The sequence below is a fragment of the Streptomyces sp. NPDC088810 genome (assembly GCF_044750305.1).
GTDB lineage: Bacteria > Actinomycetota > Actinomycetes > Streptomycetales > Streptomycetaceae > Streptomyces.
In genome coordinates this window covers 337,186-359,009 of sequence record NZ_JBIVJQ010000001.1, presented here as the reverse complement: position 1 = coordinate 359,009, position 21,824 = coordinate 337,186, and the positions used below count along the sequence as shown (strand labels likewise).

Genomic DNA, 21,824 nt, shown 5'->3' with positions numbered 1-21,824 from the left:
ACTTCACCTCGCGCGAGTCGGGGATCAAGACCACGACAGTTCCCTGGCCGACAGGGGCGACGGCATGCAGACTTTCCTGCCTTATTCCGACTTCAGGTCCTCGGCCCTGACCCTGGACCGCCGGCGACTCGGAAAACAACGGGTCGAAGCATTGCAAGTACTTCGTGGCCTCGTCGTCCCGGGTTACGGATGGCGGCATCACCCGGCGGTACGCATGTGGGCGGGGTACGAGGAAGCGCTGGTCCGCTATGGCCTCGAAGTCTGCAAGGTATGGCGTGAATGCGGCCATCAGGACAGCTGCGCGGCCACCCTGGTCGCCGATCTCCTCGCATTCCGTCCCGGTGCGTCGGTTCGCCACCAAGCGCCGCTGGCGGCCGCCGGAGAACTGCCTCCCTGGCTCGGCGACGAGGCGTTCCACCGCAGCCACCGGTCAGCGCTGGTGCGCAAGGACCCGGGCACCTACGCGCCGCTCTTCCCCGATGTGCCGAACGATCTGCCCTACACGTGGCCGACGTCGGACCGTGCGGGGAACCTGCCGGGTGCCGTGCCGCCGTGACCGGTGCGGCGGGGCCTGCCCTGCTCTTCCTGGACGTCGACGGACCGCTCCTCCCGTTCGGGTCATCGGTCGCTGATCACCACGGTGCGCCCCTCGATCACCGGGGGAACCCGCTGCTGGAGCGGCTCGACCCGCGGACCGGGCCGCGGCTGCTCGCTCTGGGCTGCCGGCTCGTGTGGGCCTCGACCTGGGGGGACGAGGCGAACACGACGGTCGCCCCACGCCTCGGGCTGCCGAGGCTGCCCGTGGTGGAGTGGCCGGAGACCTGCGCCGACGACAGCCCGCGCGGCCTGCACTGGAAGACCCGCCCCCTCCTCGCGTGGGCCGGCCGCCGGCCGTTCGTCTGGCTCGACGACGAGATCGGCGCCCTGGACCGTCTCTGGGTCGCCGCCCGGCATCCCGGACCCTCGCTCCTGCACCGCGTCGACCCGGCCAAGGGCCTCACGGACGCCGACTTCGCCGCGCTCACCGCTTGGCTCCGCACCGCCGCGCCGCCCGCGTCCGCAGCCCTCTGAAAGCCACGGCAGCCCCGGGTCACTCGCCGGTCGGGTTCTCCCGCCGGCGCAGCACGACCAGCACCGCGCCGCCGATCACCACGAAGCCGATGGCCACCCCCGCGATCAGCGGGGTGATCGCGGAGCCGCCGGTCGCGGCCAGGTTGGTGTCGGGGACCGTGCTGCCGCCCACCGTGGCGGGGCTGGGCTCGTTGCGGAGCTGGGCCGTCTCCGTGGTCAGCGTGCCCTGCGTCTTGCAGTCCAGGACGCCGGTGAAGCGGTGGCTGAAGCCGTGCGGGCCGGTGATCGTGAAGTCGTAGGCCTGGTCCTCCTGGAGCGGCACCGTCACCGTGCGGGACACGCCCGCGGGAATCGTGTGCTCGGCGCCCAACAGCGAGAAGGTGAACGGCGCGTCACCCTTGTTGACCGCGGTGATGTCGACACCGCCCTTGGCGCAGTTCTTGCGGGCCGAGACCGCCGGTATGGCGCCCTCGGCCGCCCAGCCGGCCGTCGCGGTCGCGGAGACCGTGGACTCGCTGGAGCCGGCCAGGATCTGGGTCTGGCTGCGGCTCTCGGAGGCGAAGGCCCGGCCCACCGGCACGGTGGTCGACGCCTGCACGGACAACTGGGCCGATCCGTCCGCCGCGTCCTCGGGGACGTCGAAGAACAGCTGACTGCCGTCCTTCGCCGAGGTGATCGCCCTGCCGGTCCTGTCGATGATCCGGACCCCGCTGGTGGCGGCGTCCGCCGGCTGGCTCACCGTGACCGCGCCCGCGTTGGTGTGCACGGTCACCGGTCCCAGCAGGTCGCCCGGCCGCCCGGAGACGGCAGGCGGGTCCAGCGTGAGCGAGGCCTGCGGCTCGGTGACGCTCCGGGCACTCTTCTCCAGGTAGTCGGCGAGCTTCTCGGCCTGCGGGTCGACGGCGTCGACCTTCGCGCCGTCGGAGTAGCGCCAGATGGCCACCTGGGTGCCGGCCGCCGCGTCCTGCTCGGTCAGCCCGCTCGTGCCCGCCCGCCGGGCGAGTGCGGCGAGGTCGTTGACCTGGGGGTAGGAGTTCTGCAGGATCCAGCGGATCCGGCCCGCGTCCTTGTTGGTGCCCAGCGAGGTGCCGCTCCAGGGCGTCTCCTGGTACCGGGCGTCCCGCTGGGTCGGGTTGTGCAGGTCGACGCAGTACGTCTGCAGGGTGCCGCCGCCGTCCACGGACATCTCGAACAGGCCTGCGGACACCCGCTGGTCGGCGCCGTTCTCGTGGATCACGGCCTCGCCGTAGGTCTTCAGTCCGTTGATCGTGGCCGCCGCCCCGCCCTGTGTCTGCGCTCTGTCCTCGGCCACGGCCGTACCGGCGCCGGACAGCACGCCGGCCGCCACGAGTCCGGACACCGTGGTGGCGGCGGCCAGGCGGGCCGTTCCGGTGGACCGGCAGAACCCAGAGAGCGCAGCAAGCACAGAATTCCCCTTCGAGCAGGACCCGTTGGACGTGGGGGACGGTCCCACCAGCAGAATCGGCAGCCCCTAGGGGCACGCCCGGCATCCTATGGATCAGCCGGAGCCTCTCCCGGCGGTCGGATCATCCGATGGCCGATCCGATCCGTAATCGTTATCGCGAGGACAGTCCTTGAGCTGGCCATATCGACAAATCCACCGGTTCGTACGGTGTGTCGCGGCGGCGCGACGATCCCGACTGACGTCATGTCACCGTCACTGCCTCGCGGTCCTGTTGCCGCGCCCGGTCGTCCTGCGGGTCCGCCGGGCGCGGTGTCTCCCGGTCCGGCTCGGGCCGGACGGCCGTCGGCGGTGCCTCCGGTTTGACGGCGCGTTGGAAGGCCGCCGTACCGCGCGACAGGTCGTGGCCGATCGCGACGGCGTCGATGTCGGCGGAGGCCCACTGCTGCTGTCCCTCCCGCACCTCCGTGCGCACCTTCAACCGGCCCTGCACGACGACCGGCTGGCCCACCTCCACGCACGCGGCCACGTTGACCGCGAGCTGCCGGTTGGCCCACACGGTGAAGAAGTTGGTGTGCCCGTCCGTCCAGGCGCTCTTCTCCCGGTCCCAGTAGCGCGCGGTCACCGCCAGCCGGAACCGGGCCGACGGCCCCGCCGCCAGCTCGCGGTACGCCGGCTGGGTCGCCACGTTGCCCACCACACAGACGATGGTCTCGTTCATGTCCTCGCTCCCCTCCCCCGCCCGTCCCCTTCCGGCCGGGCGGACACGCGTACGGGCCCGTCCCGTACGGCTGCGTCTGCCGTGCCGGCGCGTACGACTGCCGTACGTGCCCGCACGTCCCCGCGACCGCCCGCACCGCCCGCCGCTTTCCGCGGCGGGACCCGCCGTGCGATCGCCGTGACCTCAGACTGCCTCCGCCGGGCCGAGCCCGCTGAGCGCTGTGGACCACCACCCGCCTGTGGAAAAGTCCGCCACCCGGACGGGTGACGCCTCGTCCCCGCCCCCTTCACCCACCGCCGGCGGCCCCTCAGCCCACCCGGGACCCGGACCGTACGACCCTGCCGTACTGCTCCCGCACCTCCCGGTACCGCAGCAGCTCCGACGCCACGGGATCGAGCACCCGGGCCCGGCCGCAGCTCGCCGCCGCCTCCCGCAGCCGCCGCTCCGCCTCCTGGCCGTAGCGCCGTGCGGGCCCCCGGGCCGCCATCCGGCAGGCCCACTCCACCAGCGGCCCGCCAATGATCCCGCACACCATCAGCAGCACCGGAACCCCCAGGTTGGGCGCCATCATCCCGGCGATCTGCCCCGCCAGCCACGCACCGCCCGCGACCTGCAACAGCGTCATCGCGGCCTGGACCAGTACGGCCACCGGCCACCAGCCCGGCCGCGGCGGGCGGCCCGGCGGCAGTCCGGCCCGTGCCGCCAGGTCGTCCAACGCCTCGGACAGCCCGTGGGAGCCGCGTACGGCGGCCTCGCGCACCGCCTGGGCCCAGGGCGCGGGCAGCCCGGCCGAGGCCCGGTCGGACACCGTACGGACCGCCTGTTCGACGCGCTGGCGGGCCGTGGCCTCCTCGTCGGCCTGGGCGCGCACGGCGTGGCGGCCCGTCGTGGAGTCACCCCGGCCCTGGTACCAGCGCCACAGCCGCAGCCAGGGCGTGCCGCAGGCCCGGTTGGCGTTGCGCAGCCAGGCGCGCTCGGCGGCCTCGCCCGCCGCGGTGGCACCCACCGCGTCCGCGAGCTGCGCGGCGAACTCCTCGCGCGCCTCCTCGCTCAGGCCGACCCGCCGGCCGGTGGCGTAGACGGGCCGCAGCTCGGCCGCGGCGGCGTCCACGTCGGCCGCCACCCGGCGGGCCGCGGCGCCGCGCTCCGCCACGAACTGGCCGAGCGCCTCGCGCAGATCGCCGACGCCCTCGCCGGTGAGCGCGGACAGCGCGAGCACGGTGGCGCCCGGTTCGCCGTGCTCGCCGAGCGCGATGCCGTCCTCGTCCAGCAGCCGCCGCAGATCGTCCAGGACCTGGTCGGCGGCGTCCCCGGGCAGCCGGTCCACCTGGTTGAGGACGATGAACATGATCTCCGCGTGGCCGGCCATCGGCCGCAGATAGCGCTCGTGCAGGACCGCGTCGGCGTACTTCTCGGGGTCGACCACCCAGATGACCGCGTCGACCAGCTTCAGGATCCGGTCGACCTGTTCGCGGTGCTGTACGGCGGCGGAGTCGTGGTCGGGCAGGTCGATCAGGACCAGCCCGCGCAACTGCCCCTCGACGTCCGGGCTGTGCAGCGGGCGGCGGCGCAGCCGGCCCGGGATGCCCAGCCGGTCGATCAGGCCGGCCGCGCCGTCGCTCCAGCTGCACGCGATGGGCGCGGCCGTGGTCGGCCGTCGTACGCCGGTCTCCGAGATGGGGACGCCGGCGAGCGCGTTGAACAGCTGGGACTTGCCGCTGCCGGTGGCGCCGGCGAGGGCGACGACGGTGTGCCGGCCGGAGAGCTTGCGGCGCGCGGCGGCCTCGTCCAGCACCCGGCCCGCCTCGGCGAGGGTACGGCTGTCCAGACGGGTGCGGGAGAGCCCGACGAGCTCGCGCAGGGCGTCCAGGCGGGAGCGCAGCGGGCCGTCGTACGCCAGTGGGGCCGGGGTGTGGCTGCCCGGCCCGCGGTGCGCCGGCTCCCCGGCTGAGGCGCGGTCGGCGGCGAGGGCGGCGGCGTTGGCCTCGGTGACGCGCCGCGCGATGAGGCCGTCGTCCCAGGTCTCCGAGGAGGACTCGGACTCGGCGTCGGACTTGGGGGGCGCGGCGTCGGCCGCGGGGCGGGGTGTGGAGGGGTGGGCGTGCGGCCGGGGGACGGGGACACCGCCCTCCTCGGCACGGTTCCCGCGCGCCGGGCGATCGTTGTCGTCCTTCACGCGCGCGGGGCGGCTGTTGTCGTCCCTGTCGTCCTTCACGCGCGCGGGGCCGCTGTTGTCGTCCCTGTCGTCCTTCACGCGCGCGGGACGCCCGCCGACGGCGTCCGTGCCGCTACCGTCCCCCGCCTCGCCCCCGTCCCCCGTGCCCCCGTCGCTCTCGCTCTCCTGCTCGTTCTTCGCCTTGCCCACGTCCTCGCCGGTGGAGAGGCCGCCGTCGGCGGGACGGCCGTCCGAAGTCCGCTCGTCGCCGGGGCCGTCCTCCTTCACGAGGCTCAGGCGCCCTTCCGTGAAGCCGCCCGCGCGTGAGACGCCGTCCCCGTCACCAGAACCGGCGTGACCGGAGTGACTTGCGTGTTCGGCGTGACCGCTGTGCTCCATGGCCCCGCCGCCGTCACCGCTGTCGCCGCCGTGGTCATTGCGCCTCATGTGCTCGGTGTGATCCATGTGGTCCTGGTCAGTGACGGCGGTCACCGGTCACCTCTCCTTCTGCAGTACGGACAGCGCGGCGATGAGTTCGGCCTGAGGCTCGGGATGGACGTCCAGCGCGTCCAACGGGGCGAGACGCCGCTCGCGTTCGGCGTGCATGACCCGGTCCACGTGCTCGATGAGCAGCCGCCCGGCCCGGTCGCGCAGCCGCAGCACGCCGTGGGCACCGAGCCGTTCGGCGAGCCCCTCGCCCGCGGTACGGGCCCGGCGTCCGCCCAGTACGGCGGTGGCGACCAGCGCGGCGACCACCTCGGGGTCGGGCGCGCCGGTGCGTTCCAGGACCCGTACCTCGTCCTCGGCGTACTCCTCCAGCTCGCGCCGCCAGCGCCGGGCCGCGAGCCCGATACGGTGCTCGGCCCGCTCCGCAGACGCCTCACGGCCGGCGAGTTCCGGGGCGTCGGCGGCGGGTTCGCGCCGCCAGGCGTCGTCGACGCGCTCGTCGGCGGCGGTGACCGCACACAGCAGGAGCGCGGCCAGGCTCTCCACGAGGGCGTCCAGGAGCTCCCCGGCGGTGCAGTCCAGGGGGAAGGCGCGCCAGCGCTTGAGCGCGTCCCCGGCGAGTACGGCGCCGGCCTGGAGACGGGCCCGCACGCGCGCGTGCTCCTTGTCGTAGGCGGCCTCCACGGCGGAGGTGAGCCGGAGGGCAGCCGCGTACTGGGCGGCGGCGGCGCTGGCCAGCTCGGGCATGCGGGACTTGAGCGAGTCGAGGACGCCGTAGGCCGTACGGGCCATGACGTGCTGCCGGGCCGCGGGGTCCTGGGCGTGCTGGACGAGCCAGCTCTTCAGGGGCGCGACGGCAGTGGCGGGCAGCAGACCGGCGCCCCAGGCGGACTCGGGCAGTTCGGGCACGGTGAAGCGGGGTACGTCGCCGAGCCCGGCCTTGGTGAGCAGGGCGCCGTACTGCCGGGAGACCTCGGAGACGACCTGGTGGGGAACCCGGTCCAGGACGGTGACGAGGGTCGCGTCGTACTCCTTGGCGGTGCGCAGCAGGTGCCAGGGGACGGCGTCGGCGTAGCGGGCGGCCGTGGTGACCATGATCCAGATGTCGGCGGCGCAGATCAGTTCCGCGGCGAGGACGCGGTTGTCGGCGATCAACGAGTCGATGTCGGGGGCGTCGAGGAGGGCGAGCCCGCGCGGGAGCGTGTCGGCGGTCTCGACGCGCACCACGCGCGCGGGATCGTCGTCGGAGATCACGAGCTCGTCGGCGGGGTCCTGGTGCGGTACCCACACGCGTGTGAGCTGGGGGAGCACGCGCATGCCGCTGAACCAGTGATGATCCTCCGGATGGCAGACCAGCACCGGCGTCCGGGTGGTCGGCCGCAGCACACCGGCCTCGCTCACGCGCCGGCCGACGAGGGAGTTGACGAGCGTCGACTTGCCCGCGCCGGTGGAGCCGCCGATGACGGCCAGCAGCGGCGCCTCGGGCTCCCGTAGGCGGGGCACGAGGTAGTCGTCGAGCTGCGCGAGGAGTTCGTCGCGGTTGGCACGCGCGCGTGGCGCCCCCGCGAGGGGCAGCGGAAAGCGTGCGGCGGCGACACGGTCGCGCAGAGCGGAGAGTGTGTCGAGCAGCTGAGGCCGTACGTCCAAGGTCACCACATGCGAAGAATGCCCAATTTTAGGGGAATTCTGAAGCATATGGACATGTCTGCGCGCCGACGGAACAGAACGGACGGAAGGGACGACCCGGACAGGGGCACAGGCCAGGCATAACGAGTGCACAACACCCGGTGCGTCGGACGCCAAAAGCGGTGCACGATTCGTACCTGCCTGCGATTATCAGGACCGCTTCACCGAACCTCCACATCGAGCCACGGAGGCGAAGCGACAGGGTCAAGGAACCGGGAGCCCTATCCTTGACCCCGGCAACGTCACGGGTCAGCCCACCCAGGGCACCGCACACGAGGCCACCCCACCGGCCCCCGTAGCTCAGTGGATAGAGCAGGCGCCTTCTAAGCGCTTGGCCGCAGGTTCGAGTCCTGCCGGGGGCGCCACGCTTCGCCCTCCCGCTCGGGAGGGCTTTTTGCTGGTCAGAGCGGATGTCAGTGGGTACAGCGAAGCCCCGGACGCCCTCTTGATGATCAAGGGTTGACTCCGGGGTGTCCGGCTGTCACCGGGTTCTCGCGGGTGGCTGTGTCGAATACGTGTCGAAGTTCTCGACCGGGGGAAGATCAGCCAGCGCCCGGCACCTCCGCCTCCGGAAGGTCACCCGCGGCTTCCAGCCGCCGCTTCAGGTCCGGCAGCTGCCCGTCGATGCACCGGGCGTACGTGGCGAGGAGCACGGCGACGCTGTTCCCGGCCCACTCGGCCACCTGGGCGGGCGGGATCCCGTCGTTGAGCCACTTCGTCAGGCGCGTGTGCCAGATGTCGTACACGCGCCGTCCAGTGGGTGACTCGAAGACGTGCGGGGGCAGTACGGCCTTCCGCGCGCTGCGCCACGCCCGCCGGATGACAGAGCCGGCGAGGATGCCACCGAACTCACCTTGGAAGAGGAGATCACCCGGGTGGAGCTGTTCATCGGCGATGTGCTGCCGCAGGATGCGCGTCAGGGCCGGGTGCCCCGGCACCGTGCGCGTCTCGCCCTGCGCTCGGCCCTTCAGGTCACGTTGCTCGTGAATCTCCCCCGTGTCGGTCCACTGCTTCCCGATCTCCGGCGTCGCCGTGTGGATCAGCAGCTCGCACCACTGGTCGTCGGCGTCGGGTTCCGGCAGGGTCACGTCCTCCACCCGCATGGCTACGGTTTCCTCGGGGCGGGGCCCGCAGTAGTACAGCGTGGCGAAGAAGGCGTGGAGCCGCTTGCCGCCGGGCGGCCGGCGCCGTATCCAGTCGAGGATGGCCGCCGCCTGCTCGGGATTCAGCAAGGACCGCTTGTCGACAGCGTTCGTGGTCTTCGTGGCCGCCGTCGACTCCTTGCCCTTGGGAAGGGGGTTGGTCCGAAGGATGCGCCGCCGGATCGCGTACTACATGGCGACGTTGAGGATCCGACGGTTGCGCTTCCGGGACCAGGCCGCCGCTTGCTTGCCATCGAGGCGGGTGTCGATGGCTTGCAGGACCTGGTCGACCTTCTCCGGGTCTTCCCAGGCCGAGACGGGCAGGGAATTCCGCTCCACCCACTTCAGGATGGCCGCCACGTCTCGGGGCGCGTCGGACGTCGGTTGGTGTTGAACGCCCATTCGCGAAGGGCCGTCCGCACGGCCGCAGGCGGGAACTGGGTGCGCTTTGCCCTCAGCAGGGCGATGGTGGTGGCGGTCAGGGTCTTCGCGATGTTCTTGCGACTGTTGCCGCCGAGTTGAGGCCAACGGGCGTCCACGTACTCGACGGCGAACTTGTACCAGCTCATGGCAGCCGACTTGGAGCGAAGTCAGCGAGCGCATGTCCGAGGTCTTCGCAGTCAGGCTCCTGGACGCCTTGGACGGCAACGGCCCACACGTACGCGAACGAGCACGCACCTTGTATGACGCCTCGGACGAGGCCCGGCGTGCGCTCAAGCACCTCGAAGCTCAGGTCTACATCGAGGGACCGCCATCGGTGATCTCAGCAGCAGTGGATCTAGGCACCAGTCTGACAGACTTCAAGCATCAGGTGTTCGACGTAATGGACCCCGAGGCGAGCGGGACGGTGGAGGCCATGAAAGCGGCTTGCACTGCGGCTTACGGGAAATATGTTGGCTTCCTCTATTAGGCTTCCCAAGCCGTGGGTGCCGATGGCCTTCAGACAGTACCTGAGTAGGTCGACATGTCTGGTGACTGAGCCGACCGCTCTGAGCAGCATTTGGTGCCCTGAGCAGTGCCGAAGCTGTCCCGCTCTGGTCTAGTGGCCGTCTCAGTTTCCGTCTCATTCAGCGCGGTTCACCGCCGTACAGGCAGGGCCGTCCGCATGGGCACCCCCAGCCGCACCCGCCCATGGACGCAGGTGAACGACCCTGTACTCCGCCCAACAAGGCACCAACAGACTTGGAAAACGTGCGTCTGCTTTCGGTCCGCGCTGCTCGGTGCGCGGCCGGCGCTGGCAGGTCTCTCCTTAGCCATCGACGAAGCCCGACCGTTGGTTAGGTCCCGGGTCGTGCCCGGACCACCCCCAACAGAGCCGGGGATGCAGCTGCTCTACAGAGTTGGACACCCCGGAAGCCGACCGCGCGTCTGAGACCCTAGCCATGGGCGCTGACAACGCTCCTCGCGAGCAGACACCCTGACGCCACGCGTCCGCACCACAACCGCACCAGATCGAGCGGGGAACAGCGGGGAATCACGGTGAAAGCAACCGGGCCCGACAAGGCCGCGTCGGAGCGGTCCGCCCAAGTCAGCGCCCAAACCGGCCCCGAATGACCGCAGCTTCCCAAGCTGAGGGCACTCCACCTGTGTCATGTCCAAGCGAGTCCCAAGGCTCGACGGCGAGGGTTTGAGGCTCACGCATGGCGCCAAGATGGAGGCATGGGTAGCTGGGGGGATCTAGCGGGACAAACGGCCAGTGCGCTCATTGGGACGTTGGCCGGCGGCGGCATCGCGATGTATGTGGCGCGGTGGCAAACCGCAAGGACTGTCGAATCACAAGTCCAGCTCGCGGCATCTCAAGAAGCTGCCAACAGCGCGTTAGCCCGTCGGCAATCGATGCAGCAGCGCTCCGCAGAGGCTGCACAGCGGCTCTTGGAACGCCTCGCAGAGCTTTACGCGTGGCTGCCCTCCTTGCCGGATCTTGCAGAGGACGAGCCGCGGCTGAGCCCGCAGGCTCGTGAGCGTTGTGCAGTGGCCCTCGACTCGGTCCGCCGGGGCATGCAAACCGACCTTCTCTCCGTAGGGGATGACCGTGTCCGCGCCCGGTACCGGGCGCTAGTGCGGTTGTGCTTCGACGTCGGGTACCGAGGCATCGGCCAGAGCAATCGCGAGCGCCAGGTTCGCGACGTACGCGGGTACCTGCGCTATGTCCAGTTCACGCTTGAGGCCGTGATCGACGGTAGCCCCTTGCCGGATGACTACGCGGCACCAGTGCTTGAGCGAAGTGACAGCACTCCCTGGCTGCCGCCGGCCTTGCCCTGGCACTGGCAGGACCCAGCCGACGACAGTTGACGACTGGCCACGTGAACACGGGCTTCGAGACACCGCTGTCCGTGCAATCTGCTCTACAGCAGTGGAATACAGCAACCGCCACAACCGCAGCAGACCGACAAAGCCCCTCGAAGACCTCACGACCAGCGTCCTGGACCGCAATGGCCATCCAGCCGATAGTTCGGGACGAAGGGATCGTGCCAGAACCGTGCCAGGTTGTGCGGGGAGCCGCGGGGAATGGCGGGGAACAGGTCGTCGGCCGGTCATGCTACATGGCCGCTCCGCACGAGATCAGCCCAGCAACCACACATAGAAGACCCAAGCTTCCCAAGCTCACGGCGCAGTGCCGTCTTCACTGACGCGCAGGTCTTCTCGCATACGCGCCCGAAGCACAGCAAGAGCATCGTCATGAGTTCGGCGTCCCTCCAGGTACACGGGATCAGTGACCAAGACTCCCTCCATTACCCGATCGCGGAGGTCGCGCAGGCGGCGGAAGGCATCCTCCGAGGCCTCTAGGACGCGGCTGGGCGCGCTGATGGCCATCTGATACCTCAATCCGATGCACGGTCCGAACGCCTCGCGAGCTGTGACGCGACGCGTTGAGGGTTCCATGTCCGGGTCACGAGCCATGTTGCCGCAAGCGTGACGAGCCTCGGACAGGCCAGCGAGGTAGTCCCCATACAGGGCTCGACGCGCTTGCGTCTCACGATCTAAGCGCTCCCGCCTCCACCGTTGACGGTCCAGAAGCATCGCGGATCCTGTGGCGATCGCCGCGCCAACTATGGTGCTGATCAAGGTGATCCACTGCATAGACAGACCGTAGTCACTGGTACGGCGCGGGTCGGCCCCGCACCACAAGCGCACCAGATCGAGCGGGGAACCACGGGGAACCGCGGGCAAAGCAGTCGAGCCCTAAGAAGCCACAGTCCGACCGTTCGCCCAGCTCAGCGCCAGAACCGGCTCCGGATGCTCGCAGCTTCCCACGCTGAGAGCGCGAGTTCGATTCTCGTCACCCGCTCCAATGCAGGCCCCCAGATCATGGGCTCGGGATTTCTTCGTTGTCTGGTCCCGGGGGCAGAGAGGGCTCACCACGTCCGCACCAGAGGGTGGGCTACGTGCTCGTGGGTTCCTGCCTTTGGTGCGGAGGGTTGCGGTGCTTTTCCTGCAGGGAATCGGGGCCGAGCAGGGGGCAAGCCCACCAACACGCGGCTAGGACAGGAGTGCCAGGCAGAGCGGCGATCGGCCGGCGCGAGCCACCTCACGGCCCAAAAATGAGTCCGATCACGTCGAAGGCCCGTCGCACGCTGCGACCCCAAATCAAGGTACATGCTATGACGATGCAACTACCCGTAACAATCGGCTCAGCTTCATCCGGAAAACCAGCTGCGGGCACTGCGATCGCTGCACCAGCCGCAAGCACAGCAGCCGCAATGATCCTAATGTATTCTCTATCTGGAGTCGGCTCTACATCCGTAAGCTGCTCTGGATCCAGCAGGGAAGAAAGTCGCGCCTGGCAATAGCGATCGGCGATCTTTGTAAGCATTTCTCCAATCTCCTCCAACCCCTCTCGCGGGTTATCGTCTAATCTCCTCTCGGCTTTGCGCAGTGCACCAATCACCTTCCTCTCATGCAATTTCAAAGCTGTACGGCGGTGTGACCAGAGCGGGACCGTGCCTCGCTGATTATGCGCATTGCGTAGAGCGCGAGTAACCGCTCCAATCCGCCGCGATGCACGCCGAAGCTCATGCGCCATTTGCTCGCCTCCAGATGAATGCGCACGGGCACACGCCGAAATAGCTTGCGCGATCTCCATTATGATCGCATAACGGCGAGCTCGCACCAACCATGTGATCCGAATTTGATTTTCACCTCCTGAGGTGGCGCCATGACGTCTAGCTACTATCGAGGGCGAGCTTTCGACGCCGGCCACATGATCGCGCCGGATGTCGTCCTGCTGACCGACGGTGGCGGAGTGGTGCCTGCCGCGCCGGCGCCCGTCGTGGGCGCCGACAGGGTGGCCCCCCTGCTGGCCAGGATCGACGCCGCGGTGTCGCTGCAGATGACACAGATCAACGGCTACCCGGCGCTCGTTCTCCGGCGGGACGGCAAGGCCGACACCATCCTGGCGGTGCGCATCGACGGCGGCCTCGTCACCGGGCTCTACGCCGTGCGCAATCCCGAGAAGCTGTCACGCATCGACCGCGAGACCCCGTTGAGCCGCTGAGCCCTTCCCATGGCCCGGGCGAAGACACGGGCAGAAAACCGCTGGCAGAGCGAACTGATACGTCTGGAGTCTGCATTGAGCCTCACCACCGACGACCGCCTGGAAATCCACGAGGTGATCGCACTGCATGGTCACCTGAGCGACGCCGGCGCCTATGAACGATTCGACGAGGTGTTCACCTGCGATCTCGTCATCGACGCCGGCGATCTCGGTCTCGCTCAACTGCCGGCACGCGCCCCCTCCCGGCCGCTCCTCGACGTGTACATCGCGGCCGCGCACCGCCACGGGTCCGATGGCCCGCTTGCCCACCATGTCACCAACGTCATCGTCCGTGAGGACGGCGAAGGCGCCCGGGCGTGGTCGAAGGGCATGGCCTTGAACCAGGACGGTTCCGTTGCCAGCGTCACCTACGAGGATCAACTCGTGCGCACACGTCAGGGCTGGCGCATCAGGCACCGGAAGATTTCAGCTCGTCGTAAGGCTGGGCATGGCGTCGAACCGCTCAGCCTGCCCGGCTGATCTCCGCGGCTGACGCGCAGGTCGGAGGCGTACGGGTGGACCGTCTTCCCGCCCCCACGAAACTCGCCCCTCGCCCCTCACCCGACCGGTGAGTTCCGCCGCGCCGGGTCGTCTGCATGTCGGGGATGGGCCCCTGGCGCTGCGGGAGGCCCGAGGAGAGCCGCCGCGCGCGATCGGCTGGCTGACGGGGCAGGAAAAGGCCGACGGTCGGCTGGAGTTCGGCGGCTGGGTCTGGCGTTATGACCTGGTGCCGCTCGGTCCGTCCGGGACCGAGGTGACGCTCACGTACGACTGGTCGGCGGTGCCGCGGTTCATCCGGGAGCGGTATCCGGTTCCCGCCGTTCGGTCCTGACCACCTCATCGACTCACTGCACCACCTGGCCCAGCTCGCCGCAGCCGCGTCCGACGCCTCTGCGCCCGGGTGGCGCTGTTCGAGGGCGGGTGCGGCACGCATCGGGCCGGAGTGCCCTTCGTCTGCGTTCCAGTTTGGTCTCTGTTGGTCAGGAAAGCGCAGGTCACGGACGTGGAGTGGGTGGCCTCGTGTGGATCTGTGCCCACGGCCACAGCAAAGGGCGCGCGAGTAGGCCCATACTGAACCATGACAAAGCCTGCTGCGCCGAAGCGTCACCTGCCCACCAGCCCCTTCAAGGCCCCGGTTCCACCGGCCCCCAAGCACTTCGCCATGGGCGATCAGGTCACGCACGACATGTACGGCCTCGGCCGGGTGATCGGCATCGAGGACGGTGTCGCGGCGCTCGTGGATTTCGGTTCGGTGCAAGTGCGGGTCCTGAGCCCGTACGCCAAGATGACCAAGCTGTAGAACCGCTGTGCCCGGTCACGGCACACCAGGACCCTTCGGGGACCTGCAACGAAAGAGAGCCCTCTCATCGATCTGACATCGCTGTTCTCCGCCCCGGAAGACCAACCGCGCCGCGCCGCTGCGGCGTCGCCCGCTCCGGCGACCAACCCCTTCCAGGCCCCCGACTTCGGGGAAGAGGAGACCTTGCCGCTCGAGGACGCACAGGCGGCTTGCCTCCACGAATGACGGTGGCGCCGGCAACGGCCCTGCCGCCGGCCGCCCTGCCCTCGGTGGCGGACGTACCAGTCCGCCACCCCCCTTGGTGAGCAAGGGCAGGCGCCGGGGCTCCGGCCGTCGCCGGGTTCTCAGGTGATGCCGAGCCGGAACCAGCCGGCCCAGCCGCCCGACGCGTCCCACCACGTGCTGTAGACGGTCCCGTCCGTGCCGACCGCGAACAGGTCCAGGTGTTCGGTGATCCGGGTCAGTGCCGCGATCTGGCTGCCGGGCTTGGCGACACCGCCGGAGACGTTGAACCACGCCGCCCATCCCGTGGTGTCGTGCCACCACGTCGAGTAGATCCGGTTGTCGGTGCCGACCACGAACAGGTCCATGTGATTCGTGTAGCGCACCACGGCTGTGACCGGTGAGCCCGCAGACGCGACGCCCCCGGACACCTGGAACCATCCCGCCCAGCCGCTGCGCGCGTCCCACCACGTCGACATGATCTTGCCGTCGGACGCCGTGGTGAACAGGTCCAGGTGGTCGCGGTGGCGGGCGACAGCCGTGACGGTGGAGTCGGGCCGGCAGGTGATGCCCGGCAGGGGGAACCACGCCGACCAGCCGGAACGCTCGTCCCACCAGGCGCTGTAGACGCGGTTGTCCGTGCCCACGGTGAAGACGTCGAGGTGGAAGGGGTAGCGCGCCACGGCCGTGACCGTGGCGCCGTTCGCCGCGACACCGCCGCCGATCTGGAACCAGTCGGCCGCCCAGCCCGTACGGGCGTCCCACCACGTCGACATGGTCCGGCCGTCGGACGCCGTGGTGAACAGGTCCAGGTGGTCGGCGTACCGACTGACGACGTTGACCGTCGAACCGGGCCGCGCGACGAGGCTGCCGACCCGGAACCAGCTCGCCCAGCCGGTCGACTGGTCCCACCAGGTGCTCCAGATCCGGCTGTCGGTGCCCACGACGAACAGGTCGAGGTGGCCGGCGTACCGTGCGATCGAGGTGACCGGCGCGCCCGTACCGCCGGGAGAGGCGAAGCCCCCGGAGACCTGGAACCATCCTGCCCAACCGCTGCTCGCGTCCCACCAGTCGGACATGGTGCGCCCGTCCGCCGCCACGGCGAAGACGTCCAGGTGCTCGGGGTAGCGGGCGACGACGCTGATCGGCGTGCGGTCACGGGCGGGCAGGGTCGCGAGGGGGCCGATCCGGTTCCAGATCACCTGTCGGCACACCCGGCAGAACGGGACGCTCAACTCCCGCATCTTGCAGGTGTACTCGGGCCGGTAGGCGCCGCAGTGGTAGTAGTGCGCACCCTCGAAGCAGCCGACCGTGCCGGCGGGTACCGGGCTGGGCCGTGTGTCCACCGTCGCGCAGTTCGGGTTGCTCATCGTGGGCAGCGCCGTGCTCGTGGCGACCGCCCAACCCCATTTCAGGGTGGTGCGGTTGGTGTTCAGCGTGACGTTCGGCTCGCCCGGCTCACCCGCCGGGTGGTGGTCGTGTCCGGTCTCGTTGCCGCCCGCGTAGTACGCGTACTCGTCCGCCAGTCCGTACGCCGTGTGCCCGACCTCGTGGATGGCGATCTCGGTTGCGCCGCTCGCGAGGGAGTAGGTGCCGACCGAGCCGCCGCTCCCGCCGTAGACCGTGGAGTTCACCACGACGATGGCGACGGAGAACTCCGGTACCTGGGCCGCGGCCGTCTGGAGCACCGTGGAGTTGTTGCACACGAGCAGCCGCCGGACGCCGTTCGCGCCGAACGTGGAGTCGAAGTACGTGCGGGCCGTCGCGCCGGTGCCCCCGGCGCCGACCGGGTCGTCGGCGCCGGAGTCGGTGGAGGTGACGTTGACCCGCCAGATGTTGATGGCCGGCCCGAGTTCGTTGTAGGGCGCGGTCGCGGTGAGCGCGGTGACGAAGTCCTTGCAGGCGGTGTCGAAATCGGTCTGCTGCGCGGCGGTGAAGCCGTCGCCCAGCAGCACGATGGTGAAGGCGCGGTTGCGCGGTGCGGAGCCGAAGATCTGGGTGCGGCCCTGGACGGTGCCGTCGGCGGTGGTCATCCCGGCCCCCTACCGCTCGAGCCGGAAGGTGGCGAGGTCGACGTCCTGCGTCGCGCCGGGCGGCGGACTCGTCGCGCCTCCGGCAGCGAATCGCGCCTCGGGGGCTGCCGGGGCGACGCGGACCACGGCGACCTCGGCGGCCTCGGCCGGTGCGGGGAGGAGCACGGTGAAGGCACCGCGTGCCTCGACGTCGACCCGGGTGATCGGCTCCGAGTGGTCTTCCGGGAAGACCTCGGCGCTCTCCCGGAAGGCCCCGCGGACGGGGACGCGGGCGAGGCGCCGGCCCTTGTCGTCGCGTGTCTCCACGAAGTTGCCCGGACGTACCTCGGGATGAGCGTCGAAGCCACTGATGACCGCGTCGACCGACTGCTGGGAGACGAGTCGTACGGAATCCCCCTCGTACTCGAAGATCAGGCGGACGACTCGGGCGGTGGGCGTCTGTTGCGGGCCGGCCATGGTGGCTCCTCCCCCGGAGACTGTGATGTCCGGAGATGTTCCCTGTCTGTGAAGTGCCGTGGAAGGCTGGTGTGCGCCCACGGCCGGGAACTCACACTGGAGCGCTGCGTCCCGTCTAACGAGGGCTCACACAACGGGCTTAGCCGGTGCGGCGCGGAGGGCCACGGGGGAAGCCGCAAGGATTCCCAGGGGGGACCGTGCGTGTTTGTCATACTTCGGGATTGTTCCCATGATATCGCTGACGGATCACGGGCGCTTGTCGGCACGGGGCCGGGCATGCCTTGGTCGGGGCTGGTTACTGGTGGGTTCACCGGCTTTTGTAAGATCCACTTCGACCAACTCGCGCCCTGTCAGGGGGAACAACTCATGACCAAGCGCCTTTCCGCGCTGGCCGTCTCGGCGGTCATCGCCGGCGGCTTCCTCGTCACGTCGGTGCCCGCTCACGCCGCCACGTCGGCCCAGAGCACGGTTGTGGCCAAGGCCACCGTCACGTGCAACCAGAAGGAGATGCGCCAGCAGATCGCCCGGCTCAAGACCAAGGCCGCGCAGCTGAAGCGGCTGGGGGAGAACGCGGCGGCCAGGAAGGCGCTGAGCGACGCGGCGGCCCTCCAGAAGAGGCTCGACGCGTGCATCAAGGCCGAGAACGAGCAGAGCAAGCCGTTCCCCGGCTGAGCCCCAGGTCTCCTCGCGTGGCGCTGCCCGACCCGTTCCGCGGGGGGTGGCGCCACACGCTTGTCCGGCCTGGAGCGTTTCCCCTGGTCAGCGTTGTCGCCATGGGGAGTGAGTCTCCTCAGGCGCTGCCTCGTCAGGCAAAGCGTGCGTTCCTTCAACGGGGGGCTTGTGGGGACCTTGGGGTTCTTCGCCTTCCTTCCCGGGCTGCCCCATGTCATCGACTGGGGAGCGGTTCTCGCGGCCCTCGGGGCGGGTGCCGAGCCGAGGGCGCCAGGTCGCTACAGTCGCCCTCGGAAGGGAGACGACGTGCGACTTCGCTGTGCGGTGCTGGATGACTTCCAGGGCGTGGCAACCGAGTTGGCCGACTGGTCGGTGGTCGAGGAGCAGGTGGAGGTCGTCGCGCTGCGCGAGCACATCGAGGGAGAGGATGCTCTCGCCGACGCGCTCGCCGGTTACGACATCGTCGTCACCCTGCGCGAACGCGTCCCCTTCCCCGGCTCGCTGATCGCCCGCCTCCCCCGGCTGAAGCTGCTCGTCGCCTCCGGGATGCGTAACAGCGTCATCGACTACGCTGCCGCCGAGGCGCACGGGGTCACCGTGTGCGGTACGGCGAGTTCCAGCACCCCGCCGGTCGAGCTGACCTGGGCGCTGCTGCTCGGGCTCGCCCGGGGCATCGTCCAGGAGAACAACGCCCTGCGGGGCAACGGCCCGTGGCAGTCGACCGTCGGCGCCGATCTGCACGGACGCCGGCTGGGCCTGCTCGGGCTGGGGAAGATCGGCAGCCGGGTCGCCCGGGTCGGGCTCGCCTTCGGCATGCGCGTCAGCGCGTGGAGCCAGAACCTCACGAAGGAGCGCGCCGAGGAGGTGGGCGTCGAACTCGTCGGCTCCAAGGAGGAGTTGCTCCGCGACAGCGACTTCGTGTCCGTCCATCTCGCGCTCAGCGACCGCACCCGGGGCCTGCTCGGTGCCGCCGAGCTCGCCCTGATGAAGCCGAGCGCCTATCTCGTCAACACCTCCCGCGCCGCGATCGTCGACCAGGACGCGCTGCTGGCCGCGCTGCACGAGGGCCGCATCGCCGGTGCCGGCGTCGACGTCTTCGACATCGAGCCGCTGCCCGGCGGCCACCCGATGCGCACAGCGCCCCGCCTCCTGGCCACGCCCCACCTCGGCTACGTCTCGCACGCCAACTACACGACGTACTACGGCCAGGCCGTGGAGGACATCCAGGCCTATCTGGCGGGCTCCCCCGTACGACAGCTGCCCTGAGGACGGCGGTACGGTCAGGCGGCCCGGCGCGGCACGCGTCCGTGGACGCCCTCGCTCCGGGGCAGTTGGTGCGCAACACCTACTGCGTACGGGTCCACTGTGCCGGGAGGCCGTAGGCGACGGCCGGGCCGTCCTCCGGTTCCCTCGGCCGAGACCGATCAGTCGCCGGGGCCCGCGCGTCACATCCGCCCGGCCCCGCCGCCACACCGCCGCGTCCTGCCCGTTAAACGAGTGATTCCGAGGTGATCACCGTGACCAGCCATGTGCGGCGCCGTTGAACGGGAAGTGCGGTGGCTGATCCGCCGTCGCGCGTTCCGAGCTACAGAAGGAGAACGTGATGTCTCGCATCGCGAAGGCAGCCGGTGTTGCCCTCGGCACCGGCGCCGTGGTGTTCAGCGGGGCCGGACTGGCCCTGGCCGACGCGGGCGCTGAGGGTGCGGCCGTCGGCTCGCCCGGCGTGCTGTCCGGCAATGTGATCCAGGTCCCGGTGCACATCCCGATCAACGTGTGCGGGAACACCGTAGACATCATCGCGCTGCTGAACCCGGCGTTCGGCAACGCCTGCGTCAACGACGGCGGCCACGGCAAGGCGGGCAACCCCGGTTCTGGTCAGGACGGCTACGGCAACTGAGCCGGGCGACCGCCCACAGGCAAGAGCCCCGGCACTGCGAACGCCGGGGCTCTTCCCATGTCCGGCCCGGTACGCGGGCACGTGCGCACGCGTACCGGTTGCTCACGCGTACCGGTAGATCCGGCTCACGTCCTCCAGCTGGTCCGGCGTCTCGTTCCACGGCGGCAGCTTCTCGTGCCGGGCTACGACCCGCTGGTGTTGCGCGTCGGAGGCGCCGGGCGGCTCGGCCGGGAGGTAACGGTGGTTGCGGTGGGCCCGCTGCCAGCGGTACCACTGCAGGTCGAGAAAGGCGTGGTGGAGCCAGAACACCGGGTCGTTGACGGACGCGCCGCCGACCATCGCGCCGCCGACCCAGCGGTGCACCCGGTTGTGGTTCTTCCAGGACCCGCTGCCGGTGCCGGCCCCCCAGCCTTCCAGCTTGTTGCGGAAGCCCCTGCGGGCGGTCGAGTCCCACGGCCACGCGTCGTAGACGGGATCGTCCAGCGCCCACCGCAGCTCACTCCGGGTGGGCAGCTGGAGGGGGGCGGCGGAGCGGCCGAGGTCCCGCGTGAGGAACTTTCCGTCGGTGACGCCCTCCCTGAGGGTCCAGTGCCCCGCCGCGTAGGCGAACGGGCCGGTCATTACCTGCCGGTCGGAGCGCCGGCCGTTCCCGCCGAGCAGGTCCTTCCGCCAAGGCACGGAGGTCGTCGTACGGTCCCGGGTCCAGTCCCAGTACGGCACCGTCACCGAGGTGTCGACGCGGCGCAGCGCCCGTTCGAGTTCCAGCAGGAACCTGCGGTGCCAGGGCAGGAAGGACGGCGCCATGTGGGCGGTGCGCAGCCCGCGCTCGCCGTCGGCGGTGTAGAACGCGATGTGCATGCGCACGAACTCGTCGTACTCACCTCGCCGTTTGAGTGCCAGCAGGGCGTTCACGAACCGTCGTCGCTCGCCCGCGGTGAGCGCGCTGACGTTCTTACGCACGTACGCCATGCTGTCCCCCCATGTGCGCATGCCCTCCCGGGTGCCCGCCGGTGAACCGGCCCGGCGCAAGGTCGCGCAGCTGCCGGCTGGGCCCGATCTCGTCCACGGCCGCCCGGGTCGCCTCCAGCGGCGTCCGGTACGACGTGTAGTGGTCGACCATGCTCAGCCAGGTCCCGTCGGCCCGGCGCATCAGGTGCAGCGGGATGCCGTCGATGGTGATCCGCCACTCGCCGCCGGCCTCCTCGCGAGCTGCGGCGGGCACCAGGGCACCGCGGATGGAGCGGCCCCGGTAGGTCTCGTCGAAGGAGCTGCCGCCGGGGCCTCCGGTCGGGGGCTCGGGACGGGAGGCGGCGACGAGCGGCGCCAGCGCCAGCGCGGTGGCGGAGGCCAGCAGCCCCCGCGCCATCTCCCTCCGGGACGGTCTGGTCCCCTGCACCCCGGCCCCCGGCTCCGCACCGACCCCTACTCCGCCCACACCGACGACCATGCTCGCTCCTCGTCCGGTTCAGATGTCCGTACCGGGCTAACCGGCCGGGGGCGCGCGGGGTCACCGGTGAGGAGCCATACGGCGGGTACGGTCGTGCCCGGCTACAGTCCCGGACCCGTGCCCACGTTGCCGTCCGCGACGGTCCGCAGAACCGGGGGGAGGACACCCGTCTGGGGAACCCTGGCGCCCGGCAGACCGAAGGTGCCTCCGTCGGGTGCGGTCAGGGGGGCGTCCACGGACAGACCGGGGGTGACGGTTCGCAGGTCGCCGGTGGGTGAGTCCACGTCGAGGTGGTCGAAGCCGTCGTCCAGAAGGTGCGGCAGCGGAGTCCTGGCGGCCAGGCCGGGCAGCCCGCTGCTCACCGGCAGCCGGGGCACGGTCCGGTCGGGGACGAGCCGGCCCGTGACGTACCGGGGTCCCTCGGGGACGCCGGGCTTCAGCAGCGGCAGTTCGGCGCCGAGCCTGGGCAGCTTCATGTCGAGCGGCTGGGAGACGCCCCCCAGGGGCACCGGGACGGGCACCGTGCCGGATGCCGCGGCGGGGGCTGCGGCGCCCACGGTGGCCGCGACGCCCGTGACGACGGCGGCAAGGGTTCCTCGGGTGGTCGGCTTCATGTCA

The 21,824-nt window shown here is 70.3% G+C and carries 21 protein-coding genes, 1 tRNA gene and 2 pseudogenes; 11 read left to right on the top strand and 13 right to left on the bottom strand.

What is annotated here, in order from left to right; all coding sequences use genetic code 11:
• The first annotated feature begins 64 nt into the window (after window positions 1-64).
• Together ACIP4Y_RS01645 and ACIP4Y_RS01640 are read left to right on the top strand one after the other, a co-directional pair.
• The gene (locus tag ACIP4Y_RS01645; protein WP_401386369.1) at window positions 65-556 is read left to right on the top strand and encodes an MSMEG_6728 family protein; all 492 of its coding nucleotides are present in this window, start codon (window positions 65-67) and stop codon (window positions 554-556) included.
• Entirely contained in the window at window positions 553-1,071 is a 519-nt protein-coding gene (locus tag ACIP4Y_RS01640; protein ID WP_401386366.1) for an HAD domain-containing protein, read from the top strand. The genes ACIP4Y_RS01645 and ACIP4Y_RS01640 overlap by 4 nt, the downstream gene beginning before the upstream one ends.
• A 19-nt stretch (window positions 1,072-1,090) precedes the next feature.
• Here ACIP4Y_RS01640 and ACIP4Y_RS01635 read toward each other — a convergent pair whose 3' ends face one another.
• From ACIP4Y_RS01635 to ACIP4Y_RS01620, 4 genes are all read right to left on the bottom strand, one after another.
• Window positions 1,091-2,449: a Cys-Gln thioester bond-forming surface protein gene (locus ACIP4Y_RS01635; RefSeq protein WP_401388610.1), complete on the bottom strand. Its 1,359-nt coding sequence runs from the start codon at window positions 2,447-2,449 to the stop codon at window positions 1,091-1,093.
• 289 nt (window positions 2,450-2,738) lie between these two features.
• Window positions 2,739-3,215: a single-stranded DNA-binding protein gene (locus ACIP4Y_RS01630; protein WP_401386363.1), complete on the bottom strand. Its 477-nt coding sequence runs from the start codon at window positions 3,213-3,215 to the stop codon at window positions 2,739-2,741.
• Window positions 3,216-3,522: 307 nt separating this feature from the next.
• Window positions 3,523-5,862 (bottom strand): GTPase, encoded by a 2,340-nt coding sequence (locus ACIP4Y_RS01625; protein ID WP_401386360.1) that lies wholly within the window; start codon window positions 5,860-5,862, stop codon window positions 3,523-3,525.
• A gap of 3 nt (window positions 5,863-5,865) precedes the next feature.
• Complete coding sequence (locus tag ACIP4Y_RS01620; protein ID WP_401386357.1) at window positions 5,866-7,473, bottom strand: dynamin family protein; 1,608 nt, start codon at window positions 7,471-7,473, stop codon at window positions 5,866-5,868.
• A gap of 319 nt (window positions 7,474-7,792) precedes the next feature.
• Between ACIP4Y_RS01620 and ACIP4Y_RS01615 the strand changes: the two genes are divergently transcribed.
• Window positions 7,793-7,868 (top strand) — tRNA-Arg (locus tag ACIP4Y_RS01615).
• Between the two features lie 177 nt (window positions 7,869-8,045).
• Here the strand turns inward: ACIP4Y_RS01615 and ACIP4Y_RS01610 are convergent.
• The 3 genes from ACIP4Y_RS01610 to ACIP4Y_RS01600 all read right to left on the bottom strand — a co-directional run bounded on the left by ACIP4Y_RS01610 (window position 8,046) and on the right by ACIP4Y_RS01600 (window position 9,214).
• Window positions 8,046-8,735: a tyrosine-type recombinase/integrase gene (locus tag ACIP4Y_RS01610; protein WP_401386354.1), complete on the bottom strand. Its 690-nt coding sequence runs from the start codon at window positions 8,733-8,735 to the stop codon at window positions 8,046-8,048.
• Window positions 8,736-8,834: 99 nt separating this feature from the next.
• The gene (locus tag ACIP4Y_RS01605; RefSeq protein WP_401386351.1) at window positions 8,835-8,984 is read right to left on the bottom strand and encodes a hypothetical protein; all 150 of its coding nucleotides are present in this window, start codon (window positions 8,982-8,984) and stop codon (window positions 8,835-8,837) included.
• Window positions 8,985-8,989: 5 nt separating this feature from the next.
• The gene (locus tag ACIP4Y_RS01600; RefSeq protein WP_401388711.1) at window positions 8,990-9,214 is read right to left on the bottom strand and encodes a hypothetical protein; all 225 of its coding nucleotides are present in this window, start codon (window positions 9,212-9,214) and stop codon (window positions 8,990-8,992) included.
• Between ACIP4Y_RS01600 and ACIP4Y_RS01595 the strand changes: the two are divergent.
• Window positions 9,169-9,309, top strand: a pseudogene (locus tag ACIP4Y_RS01595) (NUDIX hydrolase); the annotation flags it as partial. The gene ACIP4Y_RS01600 and the pseudogene ACIP4Y_RS01595 sit on opposite strands and share 46 nt — an antisense overlap.
• A gap of 2,865 nt (window positions 9,310-12,174) precedes the next feature.
• Here ACIP4Y_RS01595 and ACIP4Y_RS01590 read toward each other — a convergent pair.
• Window positions 12,175-12,729 carry a hypothetical protein gene (locus ACIP4Y_RS01590; RefSeq protein WP_401386348.1) on the bottom strand — a complete coding sequence of 185 codons (555 nt, stop codon included), beginning with the start codon at window positions 12,727-12,729 and terminating at the stop codon, window positions 12,175-12,177.
• 117 nt (window positions 12,730-12,846) lie between these two features.
• Here ACIP4Y_RS01590 and ACIP4Y_RS01585 point away from each other — a divergent pair.
• The 4 genes and pseudogenes from ACIP4Y_RS01585 to ACIP4Y_RS01570 form a co-directional block, all read left to right on the top strand.
• Window positions 12,847-13,140: pseudogene (locus tag ACIP4Y_RS01585) on the top strand (RNA polymerase subunit sigma-24); the annotation flags it as partial.
• A 9-nt stretch (window positions 13,141-13,149) separates the two neighbouring features.
• Entirely contained in the window at window positions 13,150-13,659 is a 510-nt protein-coding gene (locus ACIP4Y_RS01580) for a nuclear transport factor 2 family protein (protein WP_401386345.1), read from the top strand.
• An 88-nt stretch (window positions 13,660-13,747) separates the two neighbouring features.
• A complete protein-coding gene (locus ACIP4Y_RS01575; protein WP_401386342.1) occupies window positions 13,748-14,011 on the top strand; it encodes a hypothetical protein in 264 nt (87 codons plus the stop codon).
• A gap of 246 nt (window positions 14,012-14,257) precedes the next feature.
• Window positions 14,258-14,479, top strand: coding sequence for a hypothetical protein (locus tag ACIP4Y_RS01570; RefSeq protein WP_358647838.1), 222 nt, complete (start codon window positions 14,258-14,260; stop codon window positions 14,477-14,479).
• Window positions 14,480-14,823: 344 nt separating this feature from the next.
• On the opposite strand, the gene ACIP4Y_RS01565 is transcribed toward ACIP4Y_RS01570, so the two are convergent.
• Window positions 14,824-16,734 (bottom strand): M64 family metallopeptidase, encoded by a 1,911-nt coding sequence (locus tag ACIP4Y_RS01565; RefSeq protein WP_401386338.1) that lies wholly within the window; start codon window positions 16,732-16,734, stop codon window positions 14,824-14,826.
• A 9-nt stretch (window positions 16,735-16,743) separates the two neighbouring features.
• Window positions 16,744-17,190: a hypothetical protein gene (locus tag ACIP4Y_RS01560; protein WP_401386335.1), complete on the bottom strand. Its 447-nt coding sequence runs from the start codon at window positions 17,188-17,190 to the stop codon at window positions 16,744-16,746.
• A 366-nt stretch (window positions 17,191-17,556) separates the two neighbouring features.
• Here ACIP4Y_RS01560 and ACIP4Y_RS01555 point away from each other — a divergent pair, with 366 nt between their 5' ends.
• The 3 genes from ACIP4Y_RS01555 (at window position 17,557) to ACIP4Y_RS01545 (ending at window position 19,759) form a co-directional block, all read left to right on the top strand.
• The gene (locus ACIP4Y_RS01555; protein ID WP_358647832.1) at window positions 17,557-17,862 is read left to right on the top strand and encodes a hypothetical protein; all 306 of its coding nucleotides are present in this window, start codon (window positions 17,557-17,559) and stop codon (window positions 17,860-17,862) included.
• 306 nt (window positions 17,863-18,168) lie between these two features.
• Window positions 18,169-19,128: a D-2-hydroxyacid dehydrogenase family protein gene (locus ACIP4Y_RS01550; RefSeq protein WP_401386332.1), complete on the top strand. Its 960-nt coding sequence runs from the start codon at window positions 18,169-18,171 to the stop codon at window positions 19,126-19,128.
• Between the two features lie 337 nt (window positions 19,129-19,465).
• On the top strand, window positions 19,466-19,759 hold the full coding sequence (locus ACIP4Y_RS01545) for a chaplin (protein ID WP_401386329.1): 294 nt from the start codon (window positions 19,466-19,468) through the stop codon (window positions 19,757-19,759).
• 102 nt (window positions 19,760-19,861) lie between these two features.
• On the opposite strand, the gene ACIP4Y_RS01540 is transcribed toward ACIP4Y_RS01545, so the two are convergent.
• The 3 genes from ACIP4Y_RS01540 to ACIP4Y_RS01530 form a co-directional block, all read right to left on the bottom strand.
• On the bottom strand, window positions 19,862-20,728 hold the full coding sequence (locus tag ACIP4Y_RS01540; RefSeq protein ID WP_401386326.1) for a tyrosinase family protein: 867 nt from the start codon (window positions 20,726-20,728) through the stop codon (window positions 19,862-19,864).
• Window positions 20,712-21,206, bottom strand: coding sequence for a tyrosinase family oxidase copper chaperone (locus tag ACIP4Y_RS01535; protein WP_401386323.1), 495 nt, complete (start codon window positions 21,204-21,206; stop codon window positions 20,712-20,714). Before ACIP4Y_RS01535 ends, ACIP4Y_RS01540 begins: the two co-directional genes overlap by 17 nt.
• 101 nt (window positions 21,207-21,307) lie before the next feature.
• Window positions 21,308-21,820: a hypothetical protein gene (locus ACIP4Y_RS01530; RefSeq protein WP_401386320.1), complete on the bottom strand. Its 513-nt coding sequence runs from the start codon at window positions 21,818-21,820 to the stop codon at window positions 21,308-21,310.
• Between the last annotated feature and the right edge of the window lie 4 nt (window positions 21,821-21,824).

Excerpts from the sequence above, each read along its gene's own strand:
- ACIP4Y_RS01645 (WP_401386369.1), top strand. The coding sequence starts at position 65 with ATGCAGACTTTCCTGCCTTATTCCGACTTCAGGTCCTCGGCCCTGACC.
- ACIP4Y_RS01630 (WP_401386363.1), bottom strand. The coding sequence starts at position 3,215 with ATGAACGAGACCATCGTCTGTGTGGTGGGCAACGTGGCGACCCAGCCG.
- ACIP4Y_RS01600 (WP_401388711.1), bottom strand. The coding sequence starts at position 9,214 with ATGAGCTGGTACAAGTTCGCCGTCGAGTACGTGGACGCCCGTTGGCCT.
- ACIP4Y_RS01590 (WP_401386348.1), bottom strand. The coding sequence starts at position 12,729 with ATGGAGATCGCGCAAGCTATTTCGGCGTGTGCCCGTGCGCATTCATCT.
- ACIP4Y_RS01580 (WP_401386345.1), top strand. The coding sequence starts at position 13,150 with ATGGCCCGGGCGAAGACACGGGCAGAAAACCGCTGGCAGAGCGAACTG.
- ACIP4Y_RS01570 (WP_358647838.1), top strand. The coding sequence starts at position 14,258 with ATGACAAAGCCTGCTGCGCCGAAGCGTCACCTGCCCACCAGCCCCTTC.
- ACIP4Y_RS01565 (WP_401386338.1), bottom strand. The coding sequence starts at position 16,734 with ATGACCACCGCCGACGGCACCGTCCAGGGCCGCACCCAGATCTTCGGC.
- ACIP4Y_RS01560 (WP_401386335.1), bottom strand. The coding sequence starts at position 17,190 with ATGGCCGGCCCGCAACAGACGCCCACCGCCCGAGTCGTCCGCCTGATC.
- ACIP4Y_RS01555 (WP_358647832.1), top strand. The coding sequence starts at position 17,557 with ATGACCAAGCGCCTTTCCGCGCTGGCCGTCTCGGCGGTCATCGCCGGC.
- ACIP4Y_RS01545 (WP_401386329.1), top strand. The coding sequence starts at position 19,466 with ATGTCTCGCATCGCGAAGGCAGCCGGTGTTGCCCTCGGCACCGGCGCC.
- ACIP4Y_RS01540 (WP_401386326.1), bottom strand. The coding sequence starts at position 20,728 with ATGGCGTACGTGCGTAAGAACGTCAGCGCGCTCACCGCGGGCGAGCGA.
- ACIP4Y_RS01535 (WP_401386323.1), bottom strand. The coding sequence starts at position 21,206 with ATGGTCGTCGGTGTGGGCGGAGTAGGGGTCGGTGCGGAGCCGGGGGCC.
- ACIP4Y_RS01530 (WP_401386320.1), bottom strand. The coding sequence starts at position 21,820 with ATGAAGCCGACCACCCGAGGAACCCTTGCCGCCGTCGTCACGGGCGTC.